This is a genomic window from Pseudoalteromonas sp. S8-8 (assembly GCF_000497875.1).
Classification (GTDB): domain Bacteria; phylum Pseudomonadota; class Gammaproteobacteria; order Enterobacterales; family Alteromonadaceae; genus Pseudoalteromonas; species Pseudoalteromonas arctica.
The window spans coordinates 269,703-292,929 of record NZ_AUTR01000035.1 but is presented as its reverse complement, the minus strand read 5'-3'; the positions used below and the strand labels follow the sequence as shown (position 1 = coordinate 292,929).

23 protein-coding genes and 1 riboswitch are annotated in these 23,227 nt (G+C 39.7%); of the genes, 9 read left to right on the top strand and 14 right to left on the bottom strand.

All coding sequences use genetic code 11. From position 1 onward, the window contains the following. Positions 1-117 precede the first annotated feature (117 nt). Positions 118-897 (bottom strand): peroxide stress protein YaaA, encoded by a 780-nt coding sequence (gene yaaA, locus L659_RS0112120; protein WP_007583748.1) that lies wholly within the window; start codon positions 895-897, stop codon positions 118-120. A gap of 225 nt (positions 898-1,122) precedes the next feature. On the opposite strand from yaaA, the gene tal reads away from it, so the two are divergent. Together tal and L659_RS0112110 are read left to right on the top strand one after the other, a co-directional pair. Then, the gene (gene tal / locus L659_RS0112115; RefSeq protein WP_007376481.1) at positions 1,123-2,073 is read left to right on the top strand and encodes a transaldolase; all 951 of its coding nucleotides are present in this window, start codon (positions 1,123-1,125) and stop codon (positions 2,071-2,073) included. 223 nt (positions 2,074-2,296) lie between these two features. Continuing rightward, a complete protein-coding gene (locus L659_RS0112110; protein WP_007583746.1) occupies positions 2,297-2,485 on the top strand; it encodes a DUF3545 family protein in 189 nt (62 codons plus the stop codon). A 107-nt stretch (positions 2,486-2,592) separates the two neighbouring features. Here L659_RS0112110 and ung read toward each other — a convergent pair whose 3' ends face one another. The 8 genes from ung to L659_RS0112070 all read right to left on the bottom strand — a co-directional run bounded on the left by ung (position 2,593) and on the right by L659_RS0112070 (position 10,721). Next, positions 2,593-3,255, bottom strand: coding sequence for a uracil-DNA glycosylase (ung, locus tag L659_RS0112105; protein WP_024590711.1), 663 nt, complete (start codon positions 3,253-3,255; stop codon positions 2,593-2,595). Continuing rightward, the gene (locus tag L659_RS0112100) at positions 3,252-4,112 is read right to left on the bottom strand and encodes a cobalamin-binding protein (RefSeq protein ID WP_024590710.1); all 861 of its coding nucleotides are present in this window, start codon (positions 4,110-4,112) and stop codon (positions 3,252-3,254) included. Before L659_RS0112100 ends, ung begins: the two co-directional genes overlap by 4 nt. Further along, complete coding sequence (cobO, locus tag L659_RS0112095) at positions 4,112-4,711, bottom strand: cob(I)yrinic acid a,c-diamide adenosyltransferase (protein WP_007376484.1); 600 nt, start codon at positions 4,709-4,711, stop codon at positions 4,112-4,114. The genes L659_RS0112100 and cobO overlap by 1 nt, the downstream gene beginning before the upstream one ends. Then, a complete protein-coding gene (locus L659_RS0112090; RefSeq protein WP_024590708.1) occupies positions 4,704-6,188 on the bottom strand; it encodes a cobyric acid synthase in 1,485 nt (494 codons plus the stop codon). The genes cobO and L659_RS0112090 overlap by 8 nt, the downstream gene beginning before the upstream one ends. A 4-nt stretch (positions 6,189-6,192) precedes the next feature. Further along, positions 6,193-7,197, bottom strand: coding sequence for a FecCD family ABC transporter permease (locus L659_RS0112085; protein WP_024590707.1), 1,005 nt, complete (start codon positions 7,195-7,197; stop codon positions 6,193-6,195). Position 7,198: 1 nt separating this feature from the next. Next, positions 7,199-8,011, bottom strand: coding sequence for an ABC transporter ATP-binding protein (locus L659_RS0112080; protein ID WP_024590706.1), 813 nt, complete (start codon positions 8,009-8,011; stop codon positions 7,199-7,201). A gap of 554 nt (positions 8,012-8,565) precedes the next feature. After that, a riboswitch (cobalamin riboswitch) is annotated at positions 8,566-8,715 on the bottom strand. A 34-nt stretch (positions 8,716-8,749) separates the two neighbouring features. Beyond that, positions 8,750-9,682 carry a porin gene (locus tag L659_RS0112075; protein ID WP_024590705.1) on the bottom strand — a complete coding sequence of 311 codons (933 nt, stop codon included), beginning with the start codon at positions 9,680-9,682 and terminating at the stop codon, positions 8,750-8,752. A 166-nt stretch (positions 9,683-9,848) separates the two neighbouring features. Further along, positions 9,849-10,721 (bottom strand): LysR family transcriptional regulator, encoded by an 873-nt coding sequence (locus tag L659_RS0112070; protein ID WP_010553277.1) that lies wholly within the window; start codon positions 10,719-10,721, stop codon positions 9,849-9,851. A gap of 91 nt (positions 10,722-10,812) precedes the next feature. Between L659_RS0112070 and L659_RS0112065 the strand changes: the two genes are divergently transcribed. Then, positions 10,813-11,187, top strand: coding sequence for a DUF413 domain-containing protein (locus L659_RS0112065; protein ID WP_002961378.1), 375 nt, complete (start codon positions 10,813-10,815; stop codon positions 11,185-11,187). A gap of 86 nt (positions 11,188-11,273) precedes the next feature. After that, positions 11,274-12,509: a response regulator gene (locus tag L659_RS0112060; protein WP_024590704.1), complete on the top strand. Its 1,236-nt coding sequence runs from the start codon at positions 11,274-11,276 to the stop codon at positions 12,507-12,509. 17 nt (positions 12,510-12,526) lie between these two features. Here the strand turns inward: L659_RS0112060 and rarD are convergent, their stop codons facing one another. Together rarD and L659_RS0112050 are read right to left on the bottom strand one after the other, a co-directional pair. Further along, complete coding sequence (gene rarD, locus L659_RS0112055; RefSeq protein WP_024590703.1) at positions 12,527-13,444, bottom strand: EamA family transporter RarD; 918 nt, start codon at positions 13,442-13,444, stop codon at positions 12,527-12,529. A gap of 51 nt (positions 13,445-13,495) precedes the next feature. Continuing rightward, the gene (locus L659_RS0112050; RefSeq protein ID WP_024590702.1) at positions 13,496-13,951 is read right to left on the bottom strand and encodes a thioesterase family protein; all 456 of its coding nucleotides are present in this window, start codon (positions 13,949-13,951) and stop codon (positions 13,496-13,498) included. Between the two features lie 385 nt (positions 13,952-14,336). Between L659_RS0112050 and recQ the strand changes: the two genes are divergently transcribed. The 4 genes from recQ (at position 14,337) to L659_RS0112030 (ending at position 18,973) form a co-directional block, all read left to right on the top strand. Next, the gene (recQ, locus tag L659_RS0112045) at positions 14,337-16,160 is read left to right on the top strand and encodes a DNA helicase RecQ (RefSeq protein WP_024590701.1); all 1,824 of its coding nucleotides are present in this window, start codon (positions 14,337-14,339) and stop codon (positions 16,158-16,160) included. 7 nt (positions 16,161-16,167) lie between these two features. Continuing rightward, positions 16,168-16,452: a DUF3630 family protein gene (locus tag L659_RS0112040; protein ID WP_007583724.1), complete on the top strand. Its 285-nt coding sequence runs from the start codon at positions 16,168-16,170 to the stop codon at positions 16,450-16,452. Between the two features lie 171 nt (positions 16,453-16,623). After that, positions 16,624-18,333, top strand: coding sequence for a ShlB/FhaC/HecB family hemolysin secretion/activation protein (locus tag L659_RS0112035; RefSeq protein ID WP_024590700.1), 1,710 nt, complete (start codon positions 16,624-16,626; stop codon positions 18,331-18,333). A gap of 64 nt (positions 18,334-18,397) precedes the next feature. Beyond that, positions 18,398-18,973 carry a mechanosensitive ion channel domain-containing protein gene (locus L659_RS0112030; RefSeq protein WP_024590699.1) on the top strand — a complete coding sequence of 192 codons (576 nt, stop codon included), beginning with the start codon at positions 18,398-18,400 and terminating at the stop codon, positions 18,971-18,973. Positions 18,974-19,326: 353 nt separating this feature from the next. On the opposite strand, the gene L659_RS0112025 is transcribed toward L659_RS0112030, so the two are convergent. Genes L659_RS0112025 through L659_RS0112015 form a run of 3 tightly spaced genes read right to left on the bottom strand, consistent with a single transcriptional unit; the run spans position 19,327 to position 21,714 of the window. After that, positions 19,327-20,385: a succinylglutamate desuccinylase/aspartoacylase family protein gene (locus tag L659_RS0112025; RefSeq protein WP_024590698.1), complete on the bottom strand. Its 1,059-nt coding sequence runs from the start codon at positions 20,383-20,385 to the stop codon at positions 19,327-19,329. Beyond that, entirely contained in the window at positions 20,372-21,277 is a 906-nt protein-coding gene (rimK, locus tag L659_RS0112020; protein WP_024590697.1) for a 30S ribosomal protein S6--L-glutamate ligase, read from the bottom strand. The genes L659_RS0112025 and rimK overlap by 14 nt, the downstream gene beginning before the upstream one ends. A gap of 2 nt (positions 21,278-21,279) precedes the next feature. Continuing rightward, positions 21,280-21,714: an ATP-dependent zinc protease family protein gene (locus L659_RS0112015; protein ID WP_024590696.1), complete on the bottom strand. Its 435-nt coding sequence runs from the start codon at positions 21,712-21,714 to the stop codon at positions 21,280-21,282. A gap of 285 nt (positions 21,715-21,999) precedes the next feature. Between L659_RS0112015 and zntB the strand changes: the two genes are divergently transcribed. Beyond that, positions 22,000-22,971 carry a zinc transporter ZntB gene (gene zntB, locus L659_RS0112010; RefSeq protein ID WP_024590695.1) on the top strand — a complete coding sequence of 324 codons (972 nt, stop codon included), beginning with the start codon at positions 22,000-22,002 and terminating at the stop codon, positions 22,969-22,971. The last annotated feature ends 256 nt before the right edge of the window (positions 22,972-23,227 follow it).

Genomic DNA, 23,227 nt, shown 5'->3' with positions numbered 1-23,227 from the left:
TTTGCACCTATTTAATTAGTGTTCTCATTAATATTAGATGGGGTTGCAAATATAACGCCAACATCAAAAAAGCCATGCAATGCATGGCTTTTAAATTTTTTATTTAAGCTTATAAACCTAATTTTGTTCGTCGCGCATAAATACCGGCTCAAGCTCTTTAACTGTTGCCTCTGGGCTAAAGTAATAACCTGCTACCGTAAACTCTTTAAGTTGGCTTAACTGCGTTACTTTATTTTCGATAATGTAGCGCGCCATCATGCCGCGTGCTTTTTTAGCGTAAAAGCTAATTACTTTGTATTGACCGTTTTTACAGTCTTTAAAGTGTGGGGTAATAATTTGTGCATTTAATGCTTTCTTATCTACCGCTTTAAAGTATTCGTTTGAAGCAAGGTTAACTAAATATTGTGCGTCTTGCGCTTTTAATACGTCGTTTAGTTTATTCGCTATTACGCTGCCCCAAAACTCGTATAAGTTTTTGCCACGCGAGTTTTCAAGCTTGGTGCCCATTTCAAGACGGTAAGCTTGCATTAAATCAAGTGGTTTTAATAAGCCGTATAAACCCGAAAGGATACGTAAGTGGTTTTGTGCGTAATCAAGCTCACTAGCTTTAAGCGTACTTGCATCTAAACCGCCATATACATCACCATTAAAGGCAAGTGCGGCTTGTTTAGCATTACTTTGTGTAAACGGCTGCGCCCACTCGCTAAAGCGTGCTGCGTTAAGCCCAGATAGCTTGTCGCTAATTTTCATTAAACTGCCAATTTGCGCTGGTGTTAGTTCACGGCATACTTTCATGAGCTCTTCGCTGTGCTCTAGTAATTCAGGCTGAGTGAACTTGTCTGTTGCGGGTGGCGTTTCGTAATCAAGATTTTTTGCAGGTGAAATAACAGTGATCATAGTTAGCTATTGACTTGTAATTTATTTAGTGTCAATTTCAACATTAAATGAAACGAAAAGCACGTTTTGTTTAAATAAATCCTCTCTTAATAACCCATGCATTGCCGTTTTTTTATTGATCAGGACATAAGACCTATCAAGCATTGTCACACTGTTGCAGTATGGATTAGATATATTAAGAGTGATTAGATTTTTCTTTTAACTTGCTTGGAATGAGGAAAGCAAATGACTTCAGCTCTACAAAGGCTAAAACAACATTCATCTATCGTAGCCGACACTGGTGATATTGAAGCTATTAAAAAGCATCAACCAGAAGATGCAACTACAAACCCGTCGCTTTTATTAAAAGCGAGCGAGATTGAAGCATATAAGCCTTACCTAGATAAAGCTTGGAGCTACGCAAAAGAAACCGAGCAAGAGCCTGCTAAACAACTTGAACTAGCATGTGATTACTTTGCCGTATTACTAGGTAAAGAAATTAGCGCTATTGTACCTGGTTATATTTCTACTGAAGTAGATGCACGCCTTTCGTTTAATACGCAAGCTACGATTGATAAAGCACATACCCTACTTAGCCTTTACGAAAAAGAAGGTGTAAGCAAAGACAAAATTTTAATTAAAGTAGCGTCTACATGGGAAGGTATTAAAGCCGCTGAGCAGCTAGAAAAAGAAGGGACTAAATGTAACCTTACTTTATTATTTAGCGATGCCCAAGCCCGTGCTTGTGCCGATGCAAACGTATTTCTAATTTCGCCATTTGTTGGCCGTATTTTAGATTGGCACGTTGCTAACGGTATGGAAAAACCAACCGATCCGCTACAAGATCCAGGTGTTCAGTCTGTACGCAGCATTTTTGAATTTTACAAACGTCATGACTACAAAACAGTTGTGATGGGTGCAAGTTTCCGTAACACAGGCGAAATTATTGCACTTACAGGTTGCGACAAGCTAACTATTAGCCCTAATCTTTTAGAAGATTTAGGTAACCTTGAAGGCGCACAAGAATATTTGCTTGAAAGCGATGTTCCACAAGAGCCAAAACCAGAGCCATTAACAGAAGCACAGTTCCGTTGGTTACATAACCAAGATGCTATGGCTACTGAAAAACTAGCTGAAGGTATTCGCTCTTTTGCTGATGCACAAGAACAACTAGAGGCGCGCTTTAAAGCAATGTAATTTGCTATAATCGTGTTTTAAAAACGTCGCAATAGCGGCGTTTTTTTATGCCTAAAATACGCTACCCCTCTATATAATCTTCATATCGACTTCATATAATCTTCGTATAAACCTTCATCAATTAATCACACCTATGTAACATAACTGTCACTTTTTTATTCTATTTTAACTAGGCCTGTGGTATAGGTATTCTTGAGGTCAATAAAATCAATAGGAGAAGTTCATGGATAGCCTAAACGATATATTAGAGATATTAGAAGGACCAGATACAACAAGGAAAACCTCTCAGAAAAATAAAAAAAGAAAATGGCGTGAAATAGAAGCAATAAAAGACAAACAGCGCCTACGTAAAGAACTACAAGAACTAGACTACTTTACAGACAGTATTGCAATTGAAGAGCTCGACTTTTAATTCAATACGCCCCAACTAAACAAAAAGGCTTCCGATATATGGAAGCCTTTTTTAATGCGCTGAAAATAGCTGCATGAGATAAATTTATTATTCAGAGCCCAGGTTATTTACACCTGCCAGTTAATCGGTTTTTCATCTTGGGCTTGTAGTAGCTCATTCGTTTGTGAGAAATGCTGACAACCAAAGAAGCCTCTATGCGCCGAAAGCGGCGATGGGTGCGGCCCTTTTAAAACATGATGGCGAGCGCTATCTATGCCTTTACCTTTTTTTTTTGCGTGTGCACCCCATAAAATAAATACCACACCTTCGCAGTGTTTATTAATATGCGCTATTACATTATCGGTAAATTGCTCCCATCCTAAATGCTTATGGGAATGCGCTTGCCCTTGCTCAACGGTCAATACTGTATTGAGTAAAAACACGCCCTGATCTGCCCAGCTTTGCAGGAACCCGTGTTCAGGAACAGTAAACCCGCTGATATCGGTAGCTAACTCTTTGTACATATTTTTAAGCGACGGCGGCAGCTTTTTTACATCAGGCAATACCGAAAAACACAAGCCATGCGCTTGCCCTTCTCCGTGGTATGGGTCTTGTCCTAAAATTACAACGCGGATGTCATTTAGTGCTGTGGCATCAAAAGCACTAAATACTTGAGGTTCAGGCGGATAAACAGCAACACCTTCATTGCGGCGATTAGCCACATACTCTAACGTTTCCTGCATGTAAGGTTGCTGTAATTCACTTTCTAAAAATGTAGCCCAATCGCTCATTGTGTACTCTTAATCTGTTTACGTGATGCGTCTATTTTATCACACATATCCGCGAGTCCATCTAGCATGCGCGGAGTAAAACGATGTAATAAATCGGCATTTACGCTAATAAATTGATCATTTTTAACAGCGGGCACTTCTGGCCACTTTTGCCAATTAACAACCGGCTGTGGTGTTTTTGATTTTTCATCAGGGATAATAATAACTTGTGGCTTAGTAACAATGACATTTTCGATACTAATTTGCGGGTAATCTGTAACGCTCTGTGCAAATACATTACTTACATGGCATGTTTCAATCAGTTGGCTTATCCATGTATTTTTACTTACTGTCATCATGGGCTCAGCCCATAACTGATAAAACCCGGTAATATTTTTTTTATCTTGCTGGCTTTTAACAATACCATTTAGCTTATGTTTAAATGCATTTGCCGCTTGCTGGCTTTGCTTAACGTTCCCTGTAAATTCACCAAAAGTAAGTAACTCGTCGGCTACTCCAGCGATTGTGGTGGGATTACTCAAATATACTTTTATGCCCAGGCGCTCTATTTGGGCTAAATCTTCGCTTTGATTTCCGCTTTTCCACGCAATGACTAAATCAGGTTTAAGCGCCAACACTTTTTCAAGTGAGATACCGTAATAACCCCCTATGCGCTCAATACTTTGGGCTTCAGCAGGGTAGTCGGCGTAATCAACCGTGCCCACAATATTATCGCCCGCCCCTATGGCAAATAGGTTTTCGACTATATGTGGTGCAAGCGCGATTATTCGCAGTTTTTTAGAATCATTAACTTGCTCTGCAAGTGCATCACCCGATACACTAAAAAGCAGCCCCCCAATAAAAAACGCTTTAAGCATTAGTAATCAAACCCTTCAAGCGCTTTTATACCTGAGTCGAATGCATGTTTTACATTACGCACTTCGCTTACAGTGTCGGCAAGGTCGGTTAAAGTACGATGCGCTGCACGCCCTGTAATAATAACTGACTGCATTGGTGGGCGGTTATTAAGCGCCGTTACTACTTCATCTAAATCAACGTAGCCGTAGGTCACCATATACGTAAGCTCATCGAGTAATACTAAATCAATACTGCTATCAGCAAGCATGCGTTTTGACTCTTGCCATGTTGCTTGGGCGGCCGCTGTATCGGCTTCTTTATTTTGTGTATCCCAGGTAAAACCGGTGTTCATTACAACAAACTCAACGCCTGCACCTTGTAATAAATTACGCTCGCCACATTCCCAAGTGCCTTTAATATATTGGCAAACGGCTGCTTTTTTACCATGCCCTACGCAGCGTGCTACAACGCCAAAACCCGAGGTTGATTTACCTTTACCATTACCCGTAATCACCTGAAAAATACCTTTTACATCTTGTGCTGCAGCAACGCGCGCATCCACTTGTTCTTTTACTTTTTGTTGGCGCTGCTTGTGCTTATCGTTGTTTTGTTCAGTCATTATTGTGCCCTTCATAAATCGAGATAATTTGCTGTATATTTAAATGCGTTTCGCACATGGTTGCTAATCGTTCTAACTGCTGCTCGCGATGAGTGGCAATACTAATTGGATTAATTGAGGCGCTTGGTTTTACCCATTTTAAAATTTGCGATGTAGCATCGGCTTCATCAAATAAACCATGTAAATAGGTGCCCGCAATGGCGTTATCATCGCTAATAAAGCCATCAAACGTAAAACCATTTGGGTGGTTTTCATCAAAGGTTAAAAATGGCTTATTAAGCGCTGCACCTTGGCTAATTCCTGCATGTATTTCGTAACCACTACAGGGTGTTTGTTGGTTATTTAAAAGCAGTGTAGCGGTTATTTTAGTTAATACTTTTTGCGCTGTTAGCGTGGTTTCAAAGTCGCACAGGGCAAGTCCATTTACTTGCTTTAATGACGATTCAATACCATCGGGATCGTTGAGCGTATTGCCCAGCATTTGCATGCCGCCACAAATGCCAAGTACTTTGCCACCATAGCGTAAGTGGCGCTTAATTTGAGTGTCCCAGCCTTCATTTTTCAAAAAATTTAAATCGCCCAGCACATTTTTACTGCCTGGGAGAATTATCAGATCAACGTCTGGGATCGTTTGGGTATGGCGCACATAATTTATATTAATGTTTGGGTGCAAACGCAGTGCATCAAAATCGGTGTGGTTACTAATGTGTGGTACAAGTAGCACTGCAATATTAATTGTGGCGTTGGTTACATTATTATCAATTGCGACGGCGTCTTCAGCATCAAGCGCGAGGTCGTGCAAATAAGGTAATACGCCAAGTACGGGTTTGTTTGTATATTCTTCAAGCCAATCTAGCCCGCCTTGCAGCAAACCTATATCGCCTCTAAAGCGGTTTATAACAAAGCCTTTTACGCGCGATTGTTCTGACTCGCTTAACAACGCAAGTGTACCTACCAAATGTGCAAACACACCACCTTTATCAATATCGGCAATAATAATGACAGGGCAATCTACCTCTTCGGCGTAACCCATATTGGCAATATCGTTTTCACGCAGGTTTATTTCAGCAGGACTCCCCGCTCCTTCAACAAGGAGTAAATCAAAGCGTTTAGCTAAGCGGTTATGTGAGGTAATTACTGCATCCATCGCCACTTTTTTATAGTCGTGATATTTGCCCGCTTCCATATTGCTAATGGCTTTTCCGTGAATAATCACTTGTGCGCCCGTATCGCTATTAGGTTTAAGTAAAATAGGATTAAAGTCTATTTCGGGCTCTACTTTAGCCGCTATTGCTTGCAAAGCTTGCGCACGACCAATTTCGCCGCCATCTTTTGTTACTGCGCTATTAAGTGCCATATTTTGTGGTTTAAAAGGCGCAACCTTTACCCCTCGCTTAGCAAATACCCTGCAAAGGGCTGCAACTAGGGTACTTTTACCTGCGTCGGAAGTAGTGCCTTGCACCATTAAGGTTTTCATGGAATTACACCCTTCGCTTTCTAAAAAACAATAAACTTAAAAAGAACACGCTACCAATAGCAGCAGTAATAACGCCTACGGGTAACTCTTGGTTTTTTAGCAAGGAGCGCGAAAGTACATCAACCCACACCATAAATGTACCGCCCACTAAGCTGGTTACTAGCAATCCCGCGATGGTGCCTTGGGAGATAAAAAAGCGCACAATGTGCGGTACCATTAATCCTACAAACCCAATACCACCACACATAGCCACCAGCACAGCGGTAATTAATGAGCTCAAAACTAGCATAAGTATTCTAAAGCGCTGGACCCTAACACCTAATGTAATTGCGCTTTCATCGCCAAGTAACATGGCATTGAGCTGCCTTCTATAGCTCAGCATTACAAACGTACACAATGTAATTACCAATAAAGGTAACCAAAGCGTAGCCCACTGCGCACGAGCAAAGCTGCCCAGTGTCCAAAATAAAATAGCGGCTACCGCCTGAGGGTCGCTCCAATAAAGCAACAAGCTGGTAAACGCACTAAATAAAAACGACAGAGCAACACCAGCTAATAGCATTGATTCTACCTGTGCACTTTGCTGCCTACCTGCAATAAGTATTAATAAACTCATAGCGAGTAAGCTGCCCAGCAGTGCTGCTGCCGATAGCATAAAGCCTGCGCTAATGCCTGCTAGCGCCATAAGTAACACCACGCCAAATGAGGCACCCGACGATATACCAAATAAGTAAGGATCGGCTAAAGGGTTGCGCGTTACCGTTTGTAAAATAAGCCCCGCAATTGCTAAGCCGGAGCCTGCTAAAAAGGCGAGTAATGTGCGTGGCATTCTTAGCTCGTAAATAATACGCGTATTAAAAGACGCATCATTTGAGAGTAAAAAACTATTAAGTACGTCTTGAAGTGAGGTTTCTGCTGCACCAAAACTAAGTGCTGCAAATAAGCTAAATAAAGCAGCTGCAGCACTTATAAATAGCGCAAGTGAGTGGCGAGTATTAACTGCGCTCATATTATTTGTAACCATAAAAGTAAGTGATATGAGGGATGCTATTTCCCGACTTCGATATTTGCGGGTGATTATTTACTTGGGCGCAGACACCAAAAACCTCGCCTAGCATGTTTTCGGTTAATACCTCACTTGGCGTGCCTGTATGTGTAATTTCACCGTTTTTAATAACCACTAGTTCATCGCACATTGCAGAGGCTAAGTTTAAATCATGAAACGATGCAAATACCGTTACACCCAACGATTTAGCAAGCTCCATAACCTGTATTTGGTATCTAACATCTAAATGGCTAGTTGGCTCGTCCATTATTAACAGTTGAGGTTGCTGGACTATGGCGCGGGCTATCAAGGCACGTTGCTTTTCACCGCCCGAAAGTGACTCAAAGCTTTGCTCACTATGATCTACCAACCCGACTGTATTGATTGCTTGAATGATTTTTTGTTTATCAATGTTAGTTATTGAGCTAAATAGCGATTTATGAGGCGTTAGCCCAAGCGCAATAACATCAAATACGCTTAAGTTAAATTGCGACGGGGTTTCTTGTAAAACAACCGCTACTTTTTTTGCGTACTCATCGCTTTTTAGCTGCCAAATGTCGGTGTTGTTAAACTCTACAATGCCATCACTAGGTTTATTAAAACGATATAGACAACGCAATAAACTCGATTTACCTGCGCCATTAGGTCCAATTAAACCAACAAATTTACCTGTAGTTATTTTAAGGTTTATTTTTTTGAGGATCGTTTTATTGCCAATACCCCACGATACGTTTTTAACGTTTAGTAATGGTATATTTAATGGCGTTTGAGTGTGCAATAGTCAGTCCTAGGCTAGGGTCTGTTGATCTTTCAAGGTTAAATTTGCAACAGTCTGTTTGGTATTTAGGCAAGGCAGAGCCTATGTAGTGTGGTTATTCCCCATAAATGGGCGATAACGTAGCATTAATGCCAAACAGGCGCTGCCCAAAGGGTTCTTCCTAGGGGCTATTTACTCTTTGTTGCTCGGTTTTTACTTAGCCCACTAGGTTACAAACCTCGCGCCGCGATTAAATAGCCCCTAGTTTGAACAAATTTTAATCCGCAAAGTTCAGCAGACCCTAGGTTAAACTCACTAAAAATGCGATAAAAATACTAATGCACTACAAGAAAAAATGAGTAAACCCGCTCGTTAAAAGAATTCATACCAATTACATTAAATTAGTGATTTATTATAGCGACAAATAAATAGCTTAATAACAAGGCGGAAATTATGACATATAGTTGTTATCACTAATTGCTCCCTGCATTGCTCTGCATCCATGCAGTCGTATATCAATAATTTTTAACTAAGTTAGTAAGTTATTTAATTCGCTAGAAAGATCATGTTTTTAATAAAATTGGTATTATACCATTTGTATCTGACTTACAGCTCAGCTGCTTACAGTTGCGGGAACAGTCGAGGACTCGCACCTCATTCCAAATGAAGCTCTATTATGGGCGGCTAAGTAAATAATTTAAAGCAAAAAAAACCGCACTCAAAAGAGCGCGGTTAAAAAGGGAGTGTTTTAACTAATCGTTAAAACTTGTATTCCATACCTAAGCCTACGTAGTCTTGGTCAACGTTGTTGTCCATATCGAAGCTTGAATAAAAACCAAATACTTTAATATTTTTATTTAATTTGTGATCAAGACCAACTGAAATTGCTGACTTATCGTCGCTGTCGTCAAAGTCCATATCTTGGTATTGCACTTTAAATGTGTTGTTACCCATGCTGTAAGCAGCATTTAGCAAGTAACCATCCGCTTCTGCGCTGCCATCTACTGCTTCTTGTGTTTGGTACATTGCGCCCAATTTAAAGTTTTCAACTTTACCTTGGATTGATGCACGCACTACATCATAGCCATTTACTTCGCTATCGGCTGCAATAGAGGCGTATACCGCGCTCTTTTTAAGTGCCACGTCACCGTATGTCACCGCCATTGAATAGCCGTTATCAGCGTCTACATCGTCTTCAGCTACAAAAGTAGCAAGTACTTTAAAGCCTTCGTATGAGTTTGATGAATAACTAACTGTATTTCCTAAGCGGTTTTCACCTTTAAATACATTTTTAATGTCGCCTTCAAGATCGTTAAATAAATCTAACTTACCTTGAGATTGTTTAAGCGCAGTATCGTTACGACCAATAACCACTTGGCCAAACGCACCTTTTAAACCAACGTATTGGTTACGCGCAGAAATATTGTCGTCGTTATCGCCTTTTGAATCAGCATCAGACACATCCACTTGAAACTCAAACTTATATACCGCTTCTAAACTATCATTTATTTTTTCAGAACCTTTAACACCAAGACGAGATGCATTACTTTTTATCTCAGTAAAAGACCCTTCGCCATCATCAGATGATTGCACTGTTACATTCGCTTTACCGTAAATGTCTACATCAGCAAGTGCATTAAAAGATAAACCACTTAATAGTGCTAAGCATAAGCTCGATTTTACAAATTTCATGTTATTTCCTTGGATAATCACAAAAGACTAATTTTTAAAACTGCTGCATTTTGTCACCGCTAAATGACAGTAATATTACAATGGAAATATTAATGTCTTTTTTTATTAATAAAAATGCATTAAATGTGAAATCAAAATAACATGAAAGCTTAATAAACGGCCGAACTTACTTACCTTGCTTTAATGACAAGCTTGGCGTCATTTGCGAAAGTAAATTAACTAAGGTTTCTATTAGCTCTTTTTGCTCGTTGTCTCTGTGATACGCAATAAATACGTCTCTTGAGGTGTTTTCTACCCCTTTAACATGAAACAACTCACCTTTTTCTAAATGCCCTTCTACCAATACTTGAGGTATAAACGCACTGCCGCCACATTGCAGTATTAAATCAAGTGCAATACGTCCTGTGCTAGTTCTAAAATAAGGAGGGGTTTTTCCAGTAAACTGGCGTGCATGCCAAAGTGAGAAAGTAGTTCCCCAATCAACATATACATACTGATTATCAAAAAAGTTTTCGTTCGTTGCAGTGTCGTATCCGCTTACTGGAATGATTGGCAACTCACAGATTCGCTCTACTACTAACTCGTCTACTTTTGGTGGATCAAACAATATTGCCAAATCAAGCGTGCGTTCTAATAACAGCCGAGTGCTTTCTTGTTGTGCTTTAACTTCTGCGACTAATGACACGCCCGGCATCGCCGATACAATATTTGTTATACCAAACTGTAAAAAAGCATCCCAAATATTAGGCGTTCCTGCTAAGCTAATTTGCTTATGCATATTGTCGGCAAGTGCAACATCGACTTTGGCCCGCTGCATGCCCGTAATAATCATTTGTGCATGGGGTAATAAACGCTCGCCAGGTGCTGTAAGTTGAATGTTATTACGCTGGCGAATAAACAAATTAACACCAAGTCCTTGCTCTAATTGGCGAATTCTAAAGCTCACTGCAGACTGCGTAATATAAAGGTTTTCGGCCGCTTTACCAAAGTGACGCGTACGCACTACCTCAACGAATGTTTTTAATAAATCGATATCCAATTTTTTATCCTCACGATAAAAATAATTTGTTTAATAAATTGCCAAACTTGCATCATACTCCAGCTAATTACTAAGGTATGAGGATAAAGCTATGAGCAATAACATTTCATTACTACGCCAAGCATTTGTTAGCCAACGTCAATTTTATGATGATCAAAACTTTCCACGAGGCTTTAGCCGCAGCGGAAACTTCACCTTATTAGAAGCCAGCATACTTGAACAACACGGAGTTGTTTTAAAAGGCTTATACAGTAAAACAATTGAGCCGCAAAACGAACACCAAGAACAGTTTGTAGCAGTCGTAACTGGCTCACAAGAACCTACCAACCCAATCGAACGAGCTTGGGTAAAATACTTAAAACTAACGACTTGCAAAACTAAGTTTCATACTTTATTTGGCCGCTCAAAAATGTCAGGGCCGGCACCGATTAGCCAAGAGTATTATTCAGAAGCGGATAATCTGTAAGTACTTAAGTTATTTGCTTTTTTGCGTTTTAACAGTTACAACTTGTATAAGCAAATATTTTTGCAAAATATAAACAGGGTTGTTCCGTGACGCGAAAAATACTAATAGTTGAAGATACACCTGCAATGGCGCGAGTGCAAAAGCACATCGCGCTTAAGGCTGGTTATGAAGTTGATATAGCTGAGTCATTAGCGCAAACAAAAGAGCTTATAAGTAAAAATAGCTATTTTTGCGCTGTAGTTGACTTCATATTACCTGATGCCCCATCTGGTGAAGCTGTACCTTGTACTATTAATGCAGACATTCCAACTATTGTAATGACGGGCAATATTGATAAAAAAACTCGCGACACTGTAGAAAAATACCCAATCATCGATTACATCATTAAAGAAAACAAACAAGCATACCAATACCTCGAAAAACAATTGCATCGCTTACCCCGCAACGAAAATGTAAAAGTACTGGTTGTTGATGACTCTAAATCGACTCGCCGATACATTTGCAGCCTATTAGTTCGTCACAAATATCAAATTATTGAAGCACAAGACGGAAAAGAAGCATTAAAAATGCTCGAAAATTCACCCGACATTTCAGTCATCATTACTGATAACGAAATGCCAAACATGAATGGTGATGAGTTATGTAGCGAAATTCGCCGCTTATATAGCAACGACGAAAAAGCCATTATTGGTATTTCGGGCTCTGACTATGTAGGGCTTTCTAGTTTATTTTTAAAAAATGGCGCAAACGATTATTTACATAAACCTTTTAATAGCGAAGAGTTTTACTGCAGGCTTAGTCAAAACGTCGATATGTTAGAACTTATAGCCACTATAAGGCGACAAGCCAACACGGATTATTTAACCAATTTACCAAATCGTCGTTACTTTTTTGAAGAAGCTGAAAAATCATTAAAGCAAATAAAACATACTAAAGGTGATGGTGCTTTAGCTATGCTTGATATTGATCACTTTAAATCAATTAACGATACATACGGGCACGATGTTGGCGACGAAGTATTAAAAGGACTCTCTATTTGCTTTAGTAAATATTTTAAAAAGTATTTAGTAGCCCGCTTAGGTGGTGAAGAGTTTGCCGTTTACTTTGCAAATGCGGATAAACAAGAAGCACTAAAAAGACTTGAAGGTTTTAGGTACTTTATAGAAATGAATAGCCAGGAGTTTAGTAAAGCTAAAATAAAATTCACCATTTCTATTGGTTTTGCAAACGGGCCTGTTTATCAAATTGATGAATTATTAAAACAGGCCGACTTAAAGCTTTACGACGCTAAAGAATCTGGTCGTAATAAAGTAGTTAGCTAGCAGCTCTATTAGCTTAATTATACTTCTGCGGCTGTAATAGCCGCTTTTTTACGTTTGCGCGATTGATGGTAAGAGTCCCAACTAAAAATAGCCAGTGCACTCCAAATACATGCAAATGTTACTACACGCTCTGCATCAAACACTTCACCATAAAACACCACAGCTAGTATAAACATTAGGCTTGGCCCAATATACTGAAAAAAGCCTAATGTAGTGTATTGCAAACGCTTAGCGGCGCCAGTAAAACACAGCAGTGGTAATGTAGTTACAATACCTGCACTAATCAGTAATGCATTAGTATGCCAATCGTTAGCTGGCAGGCTTGATGTTGCAGAAGGTGCCATTAACCACCAATAAATGAGTGCAACAGGCAGTAATATAAGTGCTTCAAGCAAAATGCCTGGCAAGGCTTCAACGGGTAGTTTTTTACGTAACAAACCATAAAGCGCAAACGATATAGCTAATGAAAATGCCACTACCGGAAACGAGCCAAAACTAATTAGCTGCAGCACAACACCGGTAAAGGCCAGTGCCACTGCTACACCTTGAAACTTACGCAGGCGTTCACCTAAAAAGAGCATACCCAGTAATACATTTAAAAGAGGGTTTATGTAATAGCCCAAACTCGCATCAAGCATATGGTTATTATTTATAGCCCATATAAATAAACCCCAGTTAAACCCTAGTAATGTTGAGGTAATAACAAGCATAAGCAAAAGCTTAGGCTGAACAATAATGCGTTTAACTTTATCCCAATACTTTAAAACACTTACTACTAGCACTAAAAATACAACCGACCAAACAACCCGATGCATTAAAATTTCAAAGGCAGAAACATGCTGAATTAACTTAAAATATATTGGCGCAAGGCCCCACATAAAAAAAGCAAGACAAGCAAAAATAGCACCTTTACGCTGCTCAGTATCAATCGACATAATAAACACTTAGTGATTTAAAAGGCCGCTAGTTTACTTCCCATACACGTTTTATCCAACTAAATACGTGCCTGTCCCAAAAGCAATTTGAACTGATTGCTCATTATGTAATTCCATTCGACAAACACACACTTTATTACCTGAGCGAATAAGTGTGGCACTCGCTGTAAAGGTCTCTCCTTTACCAGGGCGCAAATAATCAGTGCGCAAGTCGATAGTCCCAAGCGTGGCTAATTTTGTTTGCACACTTGTGATATCTAAATCGGTGAGCTTATCAATCACGCTTGCTGCAGCGAGCATACCGCCTACATTATCAAGTACGGCTGAAATAACACCACCGTGCAGTATTTTTTGCGCAGGGTTACCAATGAGTACATCCTGCCACGGAAACGTAATTTTGGCCTGTTCAGGGCTTAAAGACTCAACCGATATTTGTAAAAACTGGTTGAACGGCATGCCATTTACAAATAATGCACCCACTTGTTCAATTAACATTTCTTTATTCATTATTATTCTCTATGTTTAAACTGGTACGATGAGTAAAGCATAACTTAAGCAAAACTACGAGGTTCTAGTTAAATCATTTACTTAGCAACCTAACTTTAAGAAAGCAGATCTATCTTAATAAGCGGTTTCAACACTACCAGAGTTTAATTTACTTACAATAGAGTTGAGGTTAATACCAATTAGCTTAATTAAGTGATCTATCTGGAGGTAAGAAAATAGTGTCTATAACAAGGCAAAAAACTCGTTATTTAGTTGTTCTATATCAGAAATTTTTAACGCAGCTAGCGTCAGATTTGATCCCTCAAATTGATTAAGTAGTATTGCGGATTGGTATAAGTAACTCAGCTAAAGACATCTCACTAAAAAACCACTAAAATACCCGCCAATGAATACATCAACACCACCTTCTAGCACCCTTGTGCGTAAACCCGAAACTGTCCTCAAACAAGTGTTTGGCTACAGTGAATTTCGCGACGGCCAAAAAACAGTTATTGATGCTGCTATTAACGGCCAAGACTCGCTTGTATTGCTCCCTACTGGCGGCGGAAAATCGGTTTGCTATCAAATACCCGCTTTAGTGCTTGAAGGCGTCACTATTGTTATATCTCCGCTCATATCGCTAATGCAAGATCAGGTAAGTCAACTTCAAGCACTTGGGGTTAAAGCCGCTTACGTAAATAACAGCTTAGCGCGAGAAGAGCAGCAATTGGTGTATCAACAGCTTCATCAGGGGCAAATTAAGCTTTTATATGTGGCACCTGAAAAAGTATTACAACGCGAATTTTTAGAGCGTTTATCGCATTTAAATGTAAGCTTATTTGCCATTGACGAAGCGCATTGTGTGTCGCATTGGGGTCACGATTTTAGGCCTCATTACTTTCGCTTAAACGAATTAAAGCAACGTTTTGCACATGTACCCATGATGGCGCTCACTGCAACTGCCGATAAAGCCACCCGTTTTGATATAGTTGAGCAACTAAAATTACAACAGCCTTATATTCATACTGGCAGCTTTGATCGCCCCAATATTCGCTACACCATAGAAGAAAAATTTAAACCTATGGTGCAACTACTTCGCTACTTAAAAGAACAAAAAAGCCAAAGTGGTATTATTTATTGCACCAGCCGTAAACGTGTAGACGATATAGCTGAAAAAATAGCTGATGCAGGTATTAACGCCGCTGCCTACCATGCAGGTATGAGTAATGAGCAACGACAATTTGTACAAACTGGTTTTGCCCGTGACGATATACAAATAGTGGTCGCAACCGTTGCTTTTGGTATGGGTATAAACAAGCCTAACGTGCGTTTTGTACTGCATTACGATATTCCAAAAAGTATAGAGTCGTACTATCAAGAAACAGGCCGAGCTGGGCGAGATGGACTTGCCGCAGAAGCCATAATGTATTTTGACCCAGCTGATATAGGTCGCGTAAGGCGCTTTTTTGAAGACATAGACGACGAGCAACGCCGCCGTGTAGAAGAACAACGCTTTAACGCAATGGCAAGCTTTGCAGAAGCACAAACGTGTCGCCGCCAAATATTGCTTAACTATTTTAGTGAGTATCAGCGCGAACCTTGTGGTAACTGCGATATTTGTCTAAATCCACCTAAAAGCTTTGACGGTACATTAGTTGCCCAACAAGCGCTTTCTTGTGTGTATAGAGCTGACCAGCGCTTTGGTCTTGGGTACATTGTTGAATTACTACGTGGTGCAAATACTAGCCGCATACGCGATAACAATCATCATGAGCTAAGCACTTACGGCATAGGTAAAGATAAAAGCAGTGAATTTTGGCTTAGTATTTTACGCCAGCTTATTCATCAAGGCTTACTTAGCCAAGATATAACGCAAGGTGCGTCACTTAGGTTAACCGAAGCCGCGCGTGCAATTTTAAAAAGTGAGTACGCACTGCAATTAGCCGAGCCACGCCTGCAAGCCAAACACGTTTATCAAGATAAGTTAGCGCAATTCAATTACGACAAAAAACTGTTTGCTCGCCTGCGCGCACTACGTAAAGAACTTGCTGATGCCGATGATGTACCACCTTATGTGGTATTTAATGATAAAACGCTAGCCGAAATGGCGCAGCTTATGCCAACAAACGACAGTGAATTTTTAAAAGTGTCGGGTGTCGGTTTTACTAAATTAAATAAGTACGGCGGCGAATTTTTAACGGCAATTCGCAATTACCTAGCTACAAATTAAGAACCTTATGACCCAAATAGAATATGACCACGCCCATAAATACATTTTAATTACGCCAGTCGAGCCTCCACACGATGAAGACTTTGAGCTGTGGAGTACACTCTTTTTACACTCAGATGATGTAACACTCAATGAGTATTCTGCAGGCGCCGATCGCCATCAAGTCCGCTTTACCTATAATCAGCAGACCTTTAATTTAAACTATGAGCATTATAGCCAAAGTATTTGGATTAATGCCGAAGGCCATGAAGCTGAGCACTTATTAGCCGCTTTAGCATTTTATTTAAGTTAGCTTTTAATACCCCGCGCACAGGCGGTTCTAAACCAAGTTGGTTATTAACATAAGTGAATATGAGTAACAATTAATTAGTTTCAAAATCCATACCTTTTACTTACATTATAATAACAATGATGTAAGCTGATATTACGATAGTCATTTGCTACGTAGCAGTAAAGAGGTTTAATGGTGAACAAGAAATGGATAGCACAATGTTGTATTAGCTTAACGGTTTTAAGCTTTTATGTGCCTAATGCATTCGCACAACAATCTTCAATGAAAACCGATAACTGCCTTCTAGAACAGACAGATTTAAGCACAAATAAAAACTTACGCCGAGAAGTTCAAGACAAAACAACCCTCACGCACAGTAATAGTAACGCTAAAATAGCCTCAATAAAGCTCAAGCAACTTAATGTATTTAATACTGAGCTTGAAGAGGAAAATAATGCCCTATTCCGATTTGCTAACCGCGCTCATATTCAAACAGAGCCCGATGTCATTAATAACCTTTTATTATTCTCCCCAGGTGACAAGTACGATGCTAAAAAGCTTGCAGAGTCTGAGCGCCTACTTCGTAAAGAAAGCTACTTATATGATGCACAAATTAGTGCAATCGAAAACTGCGACGGCGATGTTAATGTAGAAGTGGTTACCCGTGATTTATGGACACTTTTACCTGAAGTAAACTTTAGCCGTAGCGGCGGAGAAAATAAATCGAGTATAGGTTTTAGAGAATCAAACCTGCTTGGTTGGGGGAAGCGCCTTTCGTTGTCACGCACGACCGACAGCGATCGTAGCGGTTATTTATTTGTTTACGACGATCCTAATATTTTATCTACTCGCTACCGCGGCCGTTTAGAGTACGCTGATAACAGCGATGGCAAGCGCCATTTACTTGAGCTAACCTATCCATTTTACGCGATAGACACCCCTTTTAGTTACGGTATTTTAAGCTATTCTGAGCAGCGCGAAGAGTCACTATATAAACGCGGCGAAGAGTTTAGCGAATTTGATCAAACTACTGATTTAAACCGTGCATTTATAGGACACTCTAAAGCGCTTAATAATAATTGGACCCAACGCTTAACCTTAGGTTATACCGACGAGCAGCATACCTTTGAAGCTATAGACACTACATTTGCACCACTTGCCGATGACAGAAGTTTAAGTTATCCCTTTATAAGCGGCCATTGGTTTGAAGATAACTACATAAAAGTGCGCAATTTTGACAGTATATCTCGCACTGAGGATTTAAACTTAGGTTGGAATATTAAAAGCTTAATTGGCTATTCAGACGAATCATTAAGTAATGACGACAGCCGCGCGGTGTATTCTTTTAACTTTAAAAAAGCCCACTTTACTAACGATAATACCTTATGGCGTTTTAGTGCTGATATTGATGGCTATTGGAATAAAGAACAGAAAAAACTCGAAAACTTTATGGCCACTAGCCAAGTACAATATTATTTAAATACCAGTGAAGACCAATCTTGGTATGTTAAAGCTCGGATGCAATACGCAAAAAACCTTACTGCTGATCAACAACTTACTTTAGGCGGCGAAACAGGCCTGCGTGGTTACCCTATGGATTATCAACATGGCGACCGCAGCTTTTTAGTTAATCTAGAAAAGCGCTATTACTGGGAGTACGATTTACTACAACTATTTAAAGTGGGTGGCGCAGCTTTTGTAGATGTAGGCAGAGCATGGTTTAACGATGAGAATAACGGCGAAAATTCACATGTATTAAAAAATATAGGCGTGGGTCTTCGTTTAGCACCAAGTCGTGCAAACTCAGGAACCATGATCCACATTGATATTGCAGCCCCAGTTGATAGCTACGATGACGTAGACTCAGTACAGTGGTTAGTGAGCGTTAAAAACACTTTTTAAATAATACAAACGCGTTAAACTAATACCAATTGAATTAAATTGGTATAAAAGTTCAGGGCCTAATGTGGAAATAATAGAAGTTTTAGAATTGTTTGCATCACAATATAAGTTAATTGTAACTATAATCGCTATTTTGGTTTTCCCTCTGCTATTAAAAATAACCAAAAAATTACTCGAAAAAGCAATTAAGGGGAAAGTTGATTTACACCGAAAATACCGTGCAGAGCTCTTACTAAAAATTATACTCGCCTTTGTCGTGCTGTGTTTAGTTTTAGTATTTTGGGGTATAGAGCTTCGTGGCTTATTGGTTTTAGGCTCCTCTTTATTCGCTATGTTGGGCGTAGCACTCTTCGCTGCCTGGTCATTATTAAGTAATCTCACCGCATTTTTACTAATGTTTATTCAAAACGATTGCCGTGTTGACTATTGGGTACGAATTATTGATGGTGCAAATCATGTTGAAGGGCGCATTGTTGAAATGGGCTTAATGAATGTAGTACTTGAGCATATTGATGGGCACCGTGTAATTTACCCTAATAATTTATTTGTGACACGCCCTGTCATGGTTTTAAATAAAGAACCAAAGCCAACAAAAGCTCCCGTTATAAAGCGTATTATTGGCCCTAAAAAACATAGTTAAAAAAGTAATAGTCACAAAAAAGCCGCAGAAGATAATTACCTTCTGCGGCTTTTTAATGCTTTAACTAACCAAAATTAAGACTAGGGCGTGTTGATCTTTGATGGTTGAATTTGCAGCAGTATGTTTGGTTTTTAGGCAAGGCAGAGCCTATGAAGTGTGGTTACTCCCCATAAATAGGCGATAACGCAGCATAAATGCCAAACATGCGCTGCCCTTCGGGTTCTGCCTAGGGGCGATAAACTCTTTGTTACTCGGTTTTTACTTAGCCCACTAGGTTACAAACCTCGCGCCGCGATTTAATCGCCCCTAGATTGAACAAATTTCAATCCGCAAAGTTAAACACGCCCTAGCTATTAGTTATTTAGTTCTGCTGTTTTAAGCTCGTCATCTAAATCATTTATCTCATCAATAAAGTTCTCTAGTTGCTGCTCTACTAAACTATTGTCATTTGCAAAGTAAGCAAGGTGGAATACCGCATCACCTTCATTTACTAATGGCATCGTTTGCTGACCAATAACAATACCGCCTTTAGGCGCTAAAAGCTCAAGCTCAGAGTCACCTAGTGGGCTACTAATATAAGCAAGTACTTGCCCTTTAGTTACATGCTCACCCAGTGATACTTGTGCACGCACAATACCATCAACTTCGGCACGTATCCAACTAGTTGAACCTGCAATAATAGGATCTGGTAACTTTTTAGGACGCTTGCCACGGATCATTTTTAAATGACGCATAACATAATCAACACCCTGCACACCTGCCGCAATTGCGATTGGATCAAAACGCAGTGCTTCACCAGCTTCATAGGTTATAACCGGTATACCTAGGTTTGCTGCTTCACTTCGTAATGAGCCATTACGCAATGATGCATCTATAACTGCTGGCGTGCCGAATGCTTTAGCCATTTCAGCGGTTGCTTCATCAGCTAAGTTAGCGCGAATTTGCGGTAAGTTAGTTCGATGAATAGCGCCAGTATGTAAATCAATAATGTGGGTACAATGTATTGCCACTTGATTAAAAAACATATAAGCCATACGCCCAGCAAGTGAGCCACGCTCAGAACCTGGGAAACTACGGTTCATATCGCGTCGGTCTGGTAAATAACGCGATTTATGAATAAAGCCAAACACATTCACAATAGGCACAGCGATTATTGTGCCGCGCAGTTGGCTTGGGTCTATTTTAGCAATTAACTGACGCACAACTTCTACGCCATTTAGCTCATCACCATGAATAGCCGCACACACCATAAGCACAGGACCTTCCATTACACCGTTAACCACTTCAATAGGAATATTAAGTGGTGAATGGGTATAAAGCTTAGCTGCCTCTAAGGCAAGTGTTTTACGCTCGCCTACGCCTACACTTTCACCTAATAAGGTAAAAGGACGGTTAATTTTAACCTTTGCCACGTGTTGCTGTTCCTTTACTTGAGGCATTTTTTTCGATGAAATCAATCACCATGCCTGCAATGTCTTTACCTGTTGCTATTTCAATGCCCTCTAAACCTGGTGATGAGTTTACTTCCATCACAAGTGGTCCACGAGATGAGCGAAGTAAATCAACTCCCGCTACGTTCAAGCCCATTGATTTAGCCGCCGCTACTGCCGTTTTACGCTCCTCTGGAGTAATACGAACTAATCTAGCACTACCACCACGGTGAAGGTTAGAGCGGAACTCACCTTCTTGTGCTTGGCGCTTCATAGCTGCTATTACTTTATCGCCTAATACGAAACAACGTATATCGGCACCACCCGCTTCTTTAATGTATTCCTGAACCATAATATTAGCTTTTAAGCCCATAAATGCTTCAATAACACTTTCAGCCGCTTTGCGTGTTTCAGCAAGTACAACACCAATGCCTTGTGTGCCTTCAAGTAATTTAATTACAACAGGTGCACCGCCTACCATTTCTAGTAAGTCTTTTACATCATCTGGTTTGCTAGCAAAACCTGTTACTGGCATACCAACGCCTTTGCGCGAAAGTAACTGAAGTGAGCGTAATTTATCGCGCGAACGAGAAATAGCGACTGATTCGTTTACAGGGTAAACACCCATCATTTCAAACTGACGAAGTACCGAACAGCCATAAAATGTAACCGATGCACCAATACGCGGGACGATTGCGTCAAATTCTTTTAAGTTTTCACCGCGATAGTGAATTTCTGGTTGCTCAGAGTTGATATTCATATAACAGCGCAATGCATCAATCACTTTAACTTCGTGACCGCGTGCCTCTGCCGCCTCAATTAAGCGACGTGTTGAATATAATTTTCTGTTGCGAGATAAAATACCGATTTTCATAGTTAAACCTTACGACCTAATAGTTGAGATAAAGCCGGGTCAACGACTATACGATTTTCCATGGCTGTACGCCCTAATAACATTCTAAACTTCATTGTTGCACGGCTTGTTAAAGTAAGCTCGATAGGCCAGCTGTGCTCGTCTGCATGCAATGTAGTCTCTATAAAGTAACGTAACTCTTTTTGCCCACTTGAGCTGGTTACGTACTTCATTTTTTTAACTTTTGCATTGCAAGTGACTTGCGTTTGCTCATCATCTTGCAGTGGCTGGGCCGTAAATTTAACCCATTTTTCTGAGTCAACTTCGTATTCTTCAATGTTAATTGCATGAATACATGAAGTGCGAGCGCCAGTATCAATTTTTGCTTTTATCTCGTTAATACCAAGCTCAGGTAAACTTAACCACTCACGCCAACCAACTGTGATCTTTGCTGTCATAAATGTGCCCTTAATAAAAAAGTGACTTATACGCTACAGGTAAAAAAACACCAACGAAATAAATTTATCTAGTCGATTAGTAAATTAAATTGATCTTTTTAAACAACTGGTCACACAATGCACGCCTTGCTGAATAGTACTTTATGCCACTTTACTCAGCCCAAAGGCTCTGCATATATTTTGCTATTTAAGCTTAACTTATTAAAAATAAAGGTAAGTTTAAAATAGTTAAGTAGATACACTATAGTTAACGGTATTAAAAATACACTATTATGAGAAATAATTATGATTAATGGTTTACTACATGCACTTGTACTTGATGGACAAGGCGGCGCTCGCCCTATTGAAAGCACTAATGAGCTAAATAGCTGGCAACCAAGCCACGGAAAACTTTGGGTGCACATGGACTATAGCCAAAGCGAGGCTGTTCAGTGGCTCAAGGCACAACCTCATTTAAACGACTACGAATTAGAGTCCTTAATTGCTGATGAAACACGCCCGCGTATTACATCAACTACTAACGGACATATGTTATTTTTACGTGGTGTAAATTTAAATCCAGCACAAAGCCCTGAAGACATGGTTTCAATTCGTTTATTTATTAGCGAAGACATTCTTATTACTACCCGCAAGCGTCGTTTATTATCGGTGCAAGATACGCTCGCCTGTTTAAATGAAAATAAAGGCCCATGCAATATTTCTGAGCTAGTATGCTCTATTACACAAAAACTAACTTCTCGCATGCAAAGCGTTATTGACTCACTAGATGAAACACTCGACGAGTTTGAAGAAGAAATAGATGAACCAAGTAAAAAGTTTGATAACCAAGGTTTATCACAGTTGCGCCGTCAAACAATTGCCTTAAAGCGTTATTTAAAACCGCAAAAAGAAGCCCTTAGCTCAATGGTAAATAATCACTACCCGTGGCTGTTAGATGACGATAAAGCAAAATTAAACGAAACAACTAACTTACTTATTCGTTATTTAGAGGAGCTTGATAGCTCTATTGAACGTGCGCAAATCATTCAACAAACAATCACTAACCAAGTGTCTGAGCAATTAAATCAGCGTATGTATGTAATGTCGGTTGTGGCTGCATTGTTTTTACCTTTAGGCTTTTTAACCGGCCTGTTCGGCGTAAACGTAGGAGGCATTCCGGGTACCGAGAGTCCTTATGCGTTTAGTGCTTTTGTCATATTTTTAATTGTGCTTACTGGCGGTATTGGTGTGTATTTTAAAAATAAAAAATGGTTGTAATACCAACCCGCAATAATACTTAATCAATTTGAGAGATTAAATCTGACGCTAACTGCGTTAAAAATTTCTGATATACGTCTGCATGGATGCAGGAGGTAGAGCAATGCAGGAGCAATTAGTGATAATAACTAAATAACGAAATTTTTGCTTTGTTATCGACACTATTTTCTTACCTAAAAATAGATCACTTAATTAAGCGAATTGGTATAAATTAAGTTTTTACAGTTAAAAAAGCCACTCAGCTTTAAACTAAGTA

Bases quoted from the DNA above. Each gene is read 5' to 3' on its own strand.
- yaaA (WP_007583748.1), bottom strand. From the start codon at position 897: ATGATCACTGTTATTTCACCTGCAAAAAATCTTGATTACGAAACGCCA.
- tal (WP_007376481.1), top strand. From the start codon at position 1,123: ATGACTTCAGCTCTACAAAGGCTAAAACAACATTCATCTATCGTAGCC.
- L659_RS0112110 (WP_007583746.1), top strand. From the start codon at position 2,297: ATGGATAGCCTAAACGATATATTAGAGATATTAGAAGGACCAGATACA.
- ung (WP_024590711.1), bottom strand. From the start codon at position 3,255: ATGAGCGATTGGGCTACATTTTTAGAAAGTGAATTACAGCAACCTTAC.
- L659_RS0112100 (WP_024590710.1), bottom strand. From the start codon at position 4,112: ATGCTTAAAGCGTTTTTTATTGGGGGGCTGCTTTTTAGTGTATCGGGT.
- cobO (WP_007376484.1), bottom strand. From the start codon at position 4,711: ATGACTGAACAAAACAACGATAAGCACAAGCAGCGCCAACAAAAAGTA.
- L659_RS0112090 (WP_024590708.1), bottom strand. From the start codon at position 6,188: ATGAAAACCTTAATGGTGCAAGGCACTACTTCCGACGCAGGTAAAAGT.
- L659_RS0112085 (WP_024590707.1), bottom strand. From the start codon at position 7,197: ATGAGCGCAGTTAATACTCGCCACTCACTTGCGCTATTTATAAGTGCT.
- L659_RS0112075 (WP_024590705.1), bottom strand. From the start codon at position 9,682: ATGAAATTTGTAAAATCGAGCTTATGCTTAGCACTATTAAGTGGTTTA.
- L659_RS0112065 (WP_002961378.1), top strand. From the start codon at position 10,813: ATGAGCAATAACATTTCATTACTACGCCAAGCATTTGTTAGCCAACGT.
- rarD (WP_024590703.1), bottom strand. From the start codon at position 13,444: ATGTCGATTGATACTGAGCAGCGTAAAGGTGCTATTTTTGCTTGTCTT.
- L659_RS0112050 (WP_024590702.1), bottom strand. From the start codon at position 13,951: ATGAATAAAGAAATGTTAATTGAACAAGTGGGTGCATTATTTGTAAAT.
- recQ (WP_024590701.1), top strand. From the start codon at position 14,337: ATGAATACATCAACACCACCTTCTAGCACCCTTGTGCGTAAACCCGAA.
- L659_RS0112040 (WP_007583724.1), top strand. From the start codon at position 16,168: ATGACCCAAATAGAATATGACCACGCCCATAAATACATTTTAATTACG.
- L659_RS0112035 (WP_024590700.1), top strand. From the start codon at position 16,624: ATGGTGAACAAGAAATGGATAGCACAATGTTGTATTAGCTTAACGGTT.
- rimK (WP_024590697.1), bottom strand. From the start codon at position 21,277: ATGAAAATCGGTATTTTATCTCGCAACAGAAAATTATATTCAACACGT.
- L659_RS0112015 (WP_024590696.1), bottom strand. From the start codon at position 21,714: ATGACAGCAAAGATCACAGTTGGTTGGCGTGAGTGGTTAAGTTTACCT.
- zntB (WP_024590695.1), top strand. From the start codon at position 22,000: ATGATTAATGGTTTACTACATGCACTTGTACTTGATGGACAAGGCGGC.